The organism is Arthrospira sp. PCC 8006 (assembly GCF_046480465.1).
GTDB classification, from domain to species: Bacteria; Cyanobacteriota; Cyanobacteriia; order Cyanobacteriales; family Microcoleaceae; genus Limnospira; species Limnospira platensis.
The window spans coordinates 1-10,355 of the sequence record NZ_PKGG01000195.1 but is presented as its reverse complement, the minus strand read 5'-3'; the positions used below and the strand labels follow the sequence as shown (position 1 = coordinate 10,355).

Here is a 10,355-nt window from a genome sequence, read left to right as displayed (position 1 = left end):
TAATCCCTTCDCTCCCCACCGAGTCAACGACGAGAATTTAGAGGCTTATATTGTTTATCTGAAACTGGGGAGGGTTCGGTCTTTCCTCAAGGCTCAAAAACATCGGACTCCCGCCTTCCTGTTGCTGCTATTTTCCCTACTTATTCTGGGTTTCAAAATTGTGCCGTGGGCTCATGTATTTGAAGGCAATATCATCGCCGAATCCGTCAGCTTTACTTACGCCGGACCCTCACAGAAATTATTCATCAACTCAATCCGCAACCTCCAACGCCTCGAATTAGAAGGAGTTCAAAATCTGCATCTTTTGGGATTGTTTGAAGGGGAGGATTTGTCGGGTATTGACAACTTAGACATTCGCTTAAAATATCCCCACAGTAAGTTAATCATCACCTCCTCTAACCCCGATGGTTTCAGTCAACTTGAACTCAGTTATCTGCGACTCCAGCCACAAACCGAAGTCCGCAACTTTATTTATGATACCGACCGAAATCAACTGATTTTTACCCTAATTCCACCCTCCGAAGAAAACTCGGAAGAAAACTCGAAAACTGTCATCCAACTCTCCCTCGGACAAGACCCCTTAAATATCAGCCTGGAAGGATATGATTTACCCCAACTTAATCAACCCGAAGAAGAGTATAACTTTCGCGAATTTGTTTGGACTCCCTACACTACGGAATTGAATCTCTCCCCCAGCAGCCAAACGGAATTATATCTGGATTTGCCTAACCTGGAAACTAGCAATTATCAACAGTGGCTGTGGGGGAATTTAACCGTCAATCAAGTGCGCTTTTCCCGGTTCCTCACCACCGATAAGACTCAGGATAATATCGAACTTTCGACTATATTACAGGGAAAAGTTCGCATGGTTAATCAAGATTTGAACTTGGAAAAGCGACAGTTTTTGATTTTTAACAAGACTCCCAATATCCAAAGTTTTCCCCGTTTACAAATTCACCCAGACGACCCCCAAGGCTTACAGGTTCGCATTCACGGTCAAGCCTCCAAAATTGCAGCCGGTATTGACCCTCAACTATCGGTCAGTCAAATTCACGCCAGTCTTTTAGACCTCTGGCTACCCCCAGAAATTGTTAATCTTCTGTTGACTGTGGCGGCGGTGGTAATTGGTTATGTGATTCCCTGGCTATTCACTAACTAGGGTTTTTCTGAGGGGGAATTAGTGCATTAATTCACATTAAATACTTGACAAATTCGGAAATCTGAGATATTATGGAAGTGATGGGTTATGGTCGCCCCCACTGACTCTGATTGACTCTAGCCTTGAGAATTGAGTCAAGACAGCAGAGAAGAGGCGATCGCATTTACTCATCGAACCAACTAGAGCGCCAAGCCGCCTCAGCCTGTAGGACAGCCCTTTCCCGCAATTTCTTCTGATAATTGCGTCCCAACTGGTTAAGGCGTTTAATCACATTGCGGATTTGATGTCGTCCGGCCATCACCCTAGGGTCAGAAAACTCAATTTCCGATATCCGCAGGTGAACGGTAATCAGTTGAGTGACACGGGAGGTCTGTTCCTCATTTTCATCTTCGGTCTCCACCATGAGAGTCAACAAATTGGGGGTATTCCCCGCCGTAGCTTCTAGGGGAGGTTCAGTTTTAGAGGCTGCTTCTATGAGGGCGACAGGCAACTCTGGGGGCATTATAGCATATTGCTGCAATAGCAGGTTAATCTCATGGGAGAGGCGATGGAGAATTTTAGCAGTGGCTTCCTCAATATTTTCTTGCCAACGCAGCAGGTGAGAGGGAGTAATTAGCAGGGGTTTGGGACTAGATGGAGAAACGGGTTTAAGGATAGAAATTGAGGGGCGAACCTTTTGATTATCCTCGTTTTCCGTGTTTTCCGTGTCTGGGGATGGTTCAACATCATCAGAGGTTTCCGCCTCATCAGAAGGCGGTTTTTGCTCAGAAATAGGCGCACGCACCAGATTAAATAACCGATTTTGCGATCGCGAAACCTGATGGCGAATTTGTGATTGTAACTCTTGTCGGCGCGCGAAAGATAGCTTTAAAAATGCTTCTGGATAACCCTGGGTGCATAAATGATAAGTAGCTAGGATAAGTTGCTGTCGCAAGCCATCACCCAAAACCTGTAGATAATCACTGTAACATTGATGCAGCTCTTGGGCAATATCAGCGATCGCCTCTTCCAATAGTGCGATCTCATGTTCAATTTGTTTAACAGATCCAGCCATAATTATAATAGGGGGAACATCATTAGAGCAACACTAAACAAAAAACCCCGATCCATTCTGATTATGCCATCAGATCGGGGTTAATTTCACCAAAACTTAGGAATTGAGAGTCGATAGGTTATACCTTACCACCAGTTTGGGCAGCCACTTCATCAGCAAAATTAGTCTCTTCTTTTTCCAGACCCTCACCCAAGACAAATCTCGCAAACCGACGGACCTTGATATTTTCGCCCAAGGTAGAGATAGTCTGCTTAATGAGTTCCTCAAGGGAAATATTCTGGTCGCGGATATAGGGTTGGTCTACCAGAGACAACTCTTTGAGGCGTTTGTCAATACGACCCTGGACAATTTTCTCCTTGATATTGTCAGGCTTGTTACCGAGATCATCACGTTTCATCTCGATTTCCTTTTCCTTAGCCACAATATCAGCGGGAATATCATCAACCGAGACATACTCAACATTGGGACAAGCCGCAATTTGCATGGCGATATTACGCACCAACTCTTGAAACTCATCGCGACGAGCGACAAAATCAGTTTCGCAGTTAACCTCCACCAGAACACCAACCCGTCCTCCGGTGTGAATATAGCTACCGACTATTCCCTCTGTCGCCGAACGACCAGATTTTTTGTCAGCGGAAGCAATACCCTTTTGTCGTAGCCACTCAGCGGCTTTAGTCATATCGCCATCATTTTCCTTGAGGGCTTTTTTGCAGTCCATCATACCCGCGCCAGTTTTATCGCGCAGTTCCTTAACCATCTTTGCAGAGATTGCAGCCATGTTTAATCCTTTAATTGCTTAGTTAAATTGCCAGTAACCAACACTTGTTAGGAAAGTTTAACAAATGTTTCCAAATACCGAAACCTGGCTCGGTAGAAGTCTGGGAAACCATAGCGCCCCCCAGACCGTCTACTATAGTTGTTGTATTGACCTAATCATCAGAGGAATCATCAGAGTCATCATCAGACTCATAATCATCACCGAATTCCTCGTCATCGTAATCGGTATCCGCGTCGTCGTAATCATCATCAGCGCCAACAGCAGATACCCCGTGACAGCCTTCATAAATACCATCAGCCAATTTACCAATAATCAGCTTAATGGCACGAATAGCATCATCATTAGCGGGAATATGGATATCAGCCAGGTCAGGATCACAGTTAGTATCTAACAGAGCAATAATGGGAATCCCCAATTTCCGGCATTCCATGACGGCATTATATTCCCGGCGTTGGTCTACCATAATCACGGCATCGGGGACTCGGCGCATTCCTTTGAGACCGCCCAAATACTTCTGTAGCTTACCCATTTCGCGACGCAAAACCGCCGCCTCTTTTTTGGGGAGATAGTCTAACTGACCGCTATTTTCTCGCGCTTCCAAGTCTTTGAGACGGTCTACGCGAGTTTTAATTGTCACCCAGTTGGTCAGCATACCCCCCAACCATCGTTGGTTGACATAATAACCACCACAGCGAGCAGCTTCCTGGGCGATAATACCAGCAGCCTGTCGTTTAGTCCCCACAAACAGGAACTTTTTGCCTTCTTCAGAAGCACTTCTGACATAATCATAGGCATCATCCATCAGTTGAGCGGTTTGTACCAGGTCAATGATGTGAACACCGTTGCGTTCTGTGAAAATGTAGGGAGCCATTCTAGGGTTCCACCGTCGGGTCTGATGCCCAAAGTGAACCCCAGACTCTAGCATATCTGCGAGACTGATAACTGGCATGATTAATTTTTCTCCTTTTCGGGTTAATCCTCCACCCAAGCGCCGATCTGTAGAGGAATTTCCCCACAGACACCCGAACTCTTGGATGTGCGAGTTGAGACAACCTGAAAATTATAGCAAATATTGCACCACTGGCGATCGCCTTTCTCAGAGAGGATCATGCCAGAGGGTGAAAGCCTACAGGGAACACCTACCGGGGGGTAATCTGGTGGCAACTTTTTGAGGTGAGGCGATAGATTAACAGCGATCGCATTGTGTGGTTTAATAGACAAAAATGATTGGAACTTTGAAATATGGCTAATAAATCTGGTGGATTTCCCTATCCCTTCCGTACTTTCTGGGCGATCGTCCTGTTAGGAATTAACCTGGTGGTGGCTGGCTACTATTTCCATATCATTCAGTAGTCTTGGCTGATTGCCCTTAAAAGTCTATGCTGCCGATCCATTATAGGGGTTCTCCCCTACCAATGGCTGCAGCATTTTTTTGATGCTTTAGCGATAGGTGCTTATAGGTTGCTGGGCTCTCTGGTTTTGAGAGATACTACGATAGATGAGCTATTTGAGATTTGATAGCTCGAATAGGTTGATGGTCACTATCATCGGAGATTTGACTAAGGTTGGCAGTGACAAAAGTCCGGCTACTCTGTGAATTGGCCTGGGCGGCGATCGCATGATAGCCATAACAACCTAAATGCGATCGTTACTCTGGCTTACCTGTGACTATGATCACATCGGCTCAGTCCCTATCTGGTGGGGGTTTGATGTTGGGTTGCACCTAACCTACGGTTGATGTTGGGTTGCACCTAACCTACGGTTGATGTTGGGTTGCACACAACCTACCACCTAACCTACGGTTGATGTTGGGTTGCACACAACCTACGGTTGATGTTGGGTTGCACACAACCTACCACCTAACCTACGGTTGATGTTGGGTTGCACACAACCTACGGTTGATGTTGGGTTGCACACAACCTACCACCTAACCTACGGTTGATGTTGGGTTTCACCCAACCTACGGTTGATGTTGGGTTGCACACAACCTACCACCTAACCTACGGTTGATGTTGGGTTCTGCTGAGTAGACCTTTCCCCAATCTTCCTGTTAAGATGACAGCCAATTTTGCAAAATATTAATCAGCACTGGAGCAAAAGAGTCCATCTTATCCTCGTTAGGTTGTGATAGATCCCTGATTAACATCTCTAGCAATTCTTCATCCTCCAAGCCTTGATTGGGATCTATACCGCTTTTCCATAACAAGGTATCGGATAATTGTTTACGTTTCTCGATTAAGGCACGGTTATTTTTTTCATCATCGCCCAGGTTTAACACTTGAATCGTATCCTTAGCGCGATCGCTCAAACCTTCTACCCGACCACTAATTTTAAACCTAAGTTCTGTTTCGCATTCTTCCATCAGGGGAGTTAAGGGTAAGGGCTTAGATTCATGAGCCTTGCCACATTGATTAGAGGTATTACAACTGGCGACAATATTTGAAAAATCGAGGGTGCGGTTAGGATTCAAATTTTGAGCTTCTATATGCTCATTATGGCAATTATTAATATCTTCTATTCTCTGACAGCAATAAGCACAAATATAGAATTTTTCTTTCAGAGCATATTCCCGAATAACTCGTCTCATATCTTCAGGTAACTGGCTATATCGTCTATGAGGATTTTTCTTTTTCCATGCTGTCAAATTAGGTGGCTCCGAGCCTTTATGAATCTTTCGCATGACGTGATTTTTGTTTATTGATCAGGAGTTTGGCTTTCATCAATTCTAAATGATTGGCGTGCAATTTCTCAGTTAATTGTGAAAGCAATTGTTCAGCCTCGGTTAGGTTGGCGTTTTGTATGGCATCTAGCAGATTGTTCAGTTCAGTATCAATGGTCTCATTACGGATACTGGTATCCATGACATCTAGTAAAACCGTATTAGCATCTTGCCCATACTGGGAAGGCAATTGTTGCAATTCACCATTGTTTAAGGTGTAAACCAAGATATTTTGACAGTCGCTGATGATAAGAGGTGAATGGGTTGTTAGCACAAATTGACAGTTAGGAAAAGTGTCGATCAGGCGATCGCAAAAACTACGCTGCCACGAGGGATGTAAATGCAAATCGACTTCATCAATCAAAACGATACCATCACCTGTTCAAGGATTTTCTAGGGCGGGGTTCAGCATAGCTAGACGGCGAGCAATATCACCAACTAGAGCCATCAGAGATTTTTCGCCTTGTGAAAGTTGGGCGGCATTTAGGGTTTCACCGTTTTTGTCGATCGCCATATAGAGACGAGGTTTGCGACGGACTCTCAGGTTGTCCAGATCCGGCATAAATCGGCTAATGGCGGTGCGAACTGCCGTTAATTGCCTATCTTTAGCGGAGGCATTTAGTTGCTGCAATTGTTGCCATACCGTTGAATCGGTTTGTAATAGAGGTCTGATTTCGTTCCAAAAGTCTTGAGGAATTGCTGATTCATTCTCAGTATCTTCTCGTTCTCTAAACCATTCAAAAAAACGGCGAAAGTCTACACCCTGATTTAAGGCGTTATCGTAGCCATCTAATTGCTTAAAGCTGTGCTTAGTCCTAATTTTTAGGGGTATATCCAGCACTACGCGCTCCACCGGATAAAAGGCAATTAGAGGTAGGCTTGTTTGGTCATTATCGCTGAGGTCATCACGATAAATATTAGCCAAACGAGTGCAGTCGTTTAGGTTACTATTATATGGGGATTTTCGCCCTTTTTCGGCTTTGGCTAAAGTCCATTTAAACTGATTATTAATCTGGCTGATGTCGGCATTTTCTGAGGGATGATTATTATCATAAGCCTCGATTTCAATGCTGGCAAAATTAGCGGAATTAAGTATAGAATTTTCTGGGATAGGGTTGCCACTGCCTTTTTCCGTGCGTAAACGAGCAGTGAACCAGCTAAGAGAGGTGGCTAAAGCGGTGAGAATGGAGGATTTGCCCGCGCCATTTTTGCCCACGAATACGGTGATATTGCTGGGGTTTTGCTGGGTGGGTGCTAAGGAAATTTCCAGATTTTTAAATAGCCCAAAATTTGTGAGGATGACCCGTTGGATTTCCATCGCGATCGCTTTCAAACTCACCCCTATTATTATCTCCACATTGTCGCACAAAGTCAAGTGTTTGCTGTTTGTTAATCATACTGTTTCCCATGAACCAGGCAACAGTAGGGGCGCGGGGGTACAAGCGAGGGATCACGGCGACCACCGGGGAATCTCGCCTACATACTACGGTTGATGTTGGGTTGCACCTAACCTACCTTTGATGTTGGGTTGCACCTAACCTACGGTTGATGTTGGGTTGCACCTAACCTACGGTTGATGTTGGGTTGCACCTAACCTACGGTTGATGTTGGGTTGCACCTAACCTACGGTTGATGTTGGGTTGCACCTAACCTACGGTTGATGTTGGGTTGCACCCAACCTACGGTTGATGTTGGGTTGCACCTAACCTACGGTTGATGTTGGGTTGCACCCAACCTACGGTTGATGTTGGGTTGCACCCAACCTACGGTTGATGTTGGGTTGCACTTGCAGTTCATCATCACTGGGGGCGGGTTCGGGACGTTTGGCGATGCCTCGGAGTCCAGTCAGAGTGCCAGAGGGAATAGGCTGAATGGAGGTGAGTTGTTTTTGCTGGAGAAATTCGGCGAAGTCCAGGACTTCTGGGATTTGGTTTTCTGGAAGGGTTTGAATCAGTTGATTGAGTTTTTCGGCGGCTGTCATAGTTTTTAGGAAGTCAGTTGGTTGGATTGGGTTGGATTTGTTCTATTATGCCCGATCGCTTTATGACTTGGTTTTCGGTTTCGCCGACTTTTGGGCTGGGGTGGGTTGGCTGGTCATTTTTGTATATAAATCAAACAGTTTTTCTAGGCGTTCGGTGTCGTTTTTGAAGCGACGACCGATGTAAATTCGCTCGATAATTTCATCGTTGTGATCGTGGGCTTCCCGGACTAGGGGAAATTCGCTATCCATGCGTTTTGGGTCGTACATATCCGCAATAGTAGCGGGGAAATAATGCTCGCGGGCTAATAAAATATCTTCCGCGYAGCGAGTCAGGTCGGCTTTGTTTTGTTCCGTGAGGGTGGGGACGGGGAAGGTGTTCCAGTCTAGGGTGTTGGAGTAGCGATATCGGGTTTCGAGTTTGCCGCAGACGGTGGCGATCCAGACCAAGTGAAGGCGTGAGGCGATTAGCGCCATGTTCCACAGTGGCGCATCGTAGAGAGCGAAGGCACTATCACCGACCAATGATCGTTCTGGTAAAAGACCAATAGGAAGATACTCTCGGCGCTCAGAGCTAACACGTGGAACAATAAATGCAGATCGATCACAAATCCCTTGAATTTGCCTAAATCGATGAGGATAATCTGCGGCTGGTCTAGTTTCTGCTGCTTTACTATTACTACGAAATTCTCGAATAGCATCAATTCGTTTAGCTATTTCTGGAATTTTATAAGCTTCTTCAGCTTCTGAGTCCTCAATCCACAAACAATATCTATTAAGACCTCTGATAAACTCTGCGGATCCGAAATAAGGCCGAATGTAGCTTATTGCCTGGGGCGAATGATCGAACAAATCCTTCACCTGATAGGTATCTAAAAAAAAGTTTCCATTGTCTGTTGGTTTATTTCCCCATACCATCAAAGCCCTATCTTCAGGTGAGCGACTAACCTTTTCAATAATTAAATTAGGACCATGAACAAGCTACGCATTTATATTACTACCTGCCTTGGCAACTATTTGTCCAGTTTCATCTTCTGAAAAAACTATATTATGATGTTTTGAATCAGCCCCAATTCCTATGATAGCCACCGTCACCCCAGCATTATGGCTCGCAAGATTTGCCCAATTGAAGGATGTATGAGCAAATATGATCAAATTTCCAGTTTCAAAAATAAGCGGCCAGAGAACAGGAACTTGTTCACCCTGACAAATGGAATTAGTAGAAACAAAAGCCGCCGCCGCATTGGTTGGCGTGCCATAATCTGCCGCCTTCATAAACCAACCCGCCACATAATCCAAAGACTTCCAATTTTTTGTCCGACTATCAAAAATTTGTTTTAAATCGTCCTTTTGTTCCGACGATTGCCAAGTCGAACCCAAATAAGGCGGATTCCCACAAATATAAGTTTCTCCCCCCTCATTCTCAAACTCAATTTCTGCCTGATCTCGCGTTTCCCCCCACAAATCCAAATCTTCCCGCTGCACCTTTACCCCCGTTCCCGTGGGCGGACAAAGACTCAACCAATCCAACCGCAAGGCATTATTGCCGCAAGTAATCCAATTATCAGCCTTCAAGGGCAAAAAATCCGCCAACGCCAACATCGGCCCCCGATGCAACACATCACACTGATACTCGGCAATAATCAAGGCTAACCGGGCAATTTCTGCGGCAAAATGGCGAATTTCTATGCCCCGAAAATTGGTCAAGGGAATCTGAGAAGGGCGATCGCACTCCCCCCGCCGACGGATTTCCGTCGAGTAGCGTTAACTATAAACCTTTATCCTGACAGCGATAGCGGGTTATTACTCAACCCAATAACTATGCCTAGTTACTCAAATATTACTCACAATCTAGTCCTAGCACAGGAAAATAATTCTGTCAACGGTTGATTACTCAGTCAACAAGCACAACTTAATCAATCTGTCAAATGCCTACTATCTCCCCCTAACCAAACACCGATAGGGTAACTCCCTTGTGATACCCGTCAATGGCAAGCCTATCGGTTCGTTCCTCACCATTGACTGCTATCACGTCGTTCGTTTCCCCAATAGTGCTTGTTCCGGTTGGGGGGAGGGTATGGCTCAAATTTCAAAACCCATAGGGGTAGTCAGGTTATTGGTGAAATATTGAGGAACCTACTCGCTACCAACAAAATGCGATCGCATTATCTAATCATCACCCGCTGAATTCAGTTCACTACCAACATAACGCGTTGCAACTGGTAACTTGTTTGGGGATGGTAGCCACTACCCACATAATCCTCAGCAAGTCTCCAATTTATAGGGGTACTGGGTTCCGCACGGGATGATTACCCCTAATAGACGGGTTAAGGTTTTGGCTTAGGGTGTTTATTGTGGGTAAACTAGGGGTGAGCATTCATATAAACCATTTGCAGGAGTGCATATGCACTCTAGTAAACAGATAATATGAATGAACCCCTACAGTCAGAAACCATAGGGGGCCATTTAAGTTATTGAGTTAGGGTTAGCTGTTAGGTGTTAGGGTTTAGGTGTTAGTACAGGAAATGTCGTTTTGACACCTCCCCGCTAATCTTACGCTTAGTAACCATAGCGTTAGCTACGTCTATTAACTTGTCTACAGTAACTTGGTCAGATTTTCCAACGTAGATGTGATGATTGACGCTACCATCCCACCCTTTGAGG

12 protein-coding genes are annotated in these 10,355 nt (G+C 45.1%); 2 read left to right on the top strand and 10 right to left on the bottom strand.

Going from position 1 to position 10,355, the window contains the following annotated elements:
• On the top strand, window positions 1–1,159 hold a 1,159-nt coding region (locus B9T16_RS21600; protein WP_410245717.1), incomplete at its 5' end, for a hypothetical protein.
• 163 nt (window positions 1,160–1,322) lie between these two features.
• On the opposite strand, the gene B9T16_RS21595 is transcribed toward B9T16_RS21600, so the two are convergent.
• From B9T16_RS21595 to B9T16_RS21580, 4 genes are all read right to left on the bottom strand, one after another.
• Entirely contained in the window at window positions 1,323–2,213 is an 891-nt protein-coding gene (locus tag B9T16_RS21595) for a hypothetical protein (RefSeq protein ID WP_006616760.1), read from the bottom strand.
• Between the two features lie 118 nt (window positions 2,214–2,331).
• Entirely contained in the window at window positions 2,332–2,994 is a 663-nt protein-coding gene (gene tsf, locus B9T16_RS21590; protein ID WP_410245716.1) for a translation elongation factor Ts, read from the bottom strand.
• Between the two features lie 151 nt (window positions 2,995–3,145).
• Window positions 3,146–3,943, bottom strand: a complete 798-nt coding sequence (gene rpsB, locus B9T16_RS21585) for a 30S ribosomal protein S2 (RefSeq protein WP_006616758.1) — start codon at window positions 3,941–3,943, stop codon at window positions 3,146–3,148.
• 23 nt (window positions 3,944–3,966) lie between these two features.
• Entirely contained in the window at window positions 3,967–4,215 is a 249-nt protein-coding gene (locus tag B9T16_RS21580; protein ID WP_410245715.1) for a hypothetical protein, read from the bottom strand.
• Window positions 4,216–4,236: 21 nt separating this feature from the next.
• On the opposite strand from B9T16_RS21580, the gene B9T16_RS21575 reads away from it, so the two are divergent.
• Window positions 4,237–4,347 (top strand): photosystem I protein PsaX, encoded by a 111-nt coding sequence (locus B9T16_RS21575; RefSeq protein ID WP_006616757.1) that lies wholly within the window; start codon window positions 4,237–4,239, stop codon window positions 4,345–4,347.
• A 697-nt stretch (window positions 4,348–5,044) separates the two neighbouring features.
• On the opposite strand, the gene B9T16_RS21570 is transcribed toward B9T16_RS21575, so the two are convergent.
• The 6 genes from B9T16_RS21570 to B9T16_RS21545 all read right to left on the bottom strand — a co-directional run bounded on the left by B9T16_RS21570 (window position 5,045) and on the right by B9T16_RS21545 (window position 9,440).
• Window positions 5,045–5,674, bottom strand: coding sequence for a hypothetical protein (locus B9T16_RS21570; RefSeq protein ID WP_014277222.1), 630 nt, complete (start codon window positions 5,672–5,674; stop codon window positions 5,045–5,047).
• The gene (locus B9T16_RS21565; RefSeq protein ID WP_014277223.1) at window positions 5,658–6,077 is read right to left on the bottom strand and encodes an AAA family ATPase; all 420 of its coding nucleotides are present in this window, start codon (window positions 6,075–6,077) and stop codon (window positions 5,658–5,660) included. Before B9T16_RS21565 ends, B9T16_RS21570 begins: the two co-directional genes overlap by 17 nt.
• A gap of 18 nt (window positions 6,078–6,095) precedes the next feature.
• Complete coding sequence (locus B9T16_RS21560; protein ID WP_410245714.1) at window positions 6,096–7,070, bottom strand: AAA family ATPase; 975 nt, start codon at window positions 7,068–7,070, stop codon at window positions 6,096–6,098.
• Between the two features lie 378 nt (window positions 7,071–7,448).
• A complete protein-coding gene (locus tag B9T16_RS21555; protein WP_014277225.1) occupies window positions 7,449–7,694 on the bottom strand; it encodes a DUF2281 domain-containing protein in 246 nt (81 codons plus the stop codon).
• Between the two features lie 60 nt (window positions 7,695–7,754).
• Entirely contained in the window at window positions 7,755–8,651 is an 897-nt protein-coding gene (locus tag B9T16_RS21550) for a type IIL restriction-modification enzyme MmeI (RefSeq protein ID WP_410245719.1), read from the bottom strand.
• A gap of 21 nt (window positions 8,652–8,672) precedes the next feature.
• Window positions 8,673–9,440, bottom strand: a complete 768-nt coding sequence (locus B9T16_RS21545) for a DNA methyltransferase (protein WP_410245718.1) — start codon at window positions 9,438–9,440, stop codon at window positions 8,673–8,675.
• Window positions 9,441–10,355 lie beyond the last annotated feature (915 nt).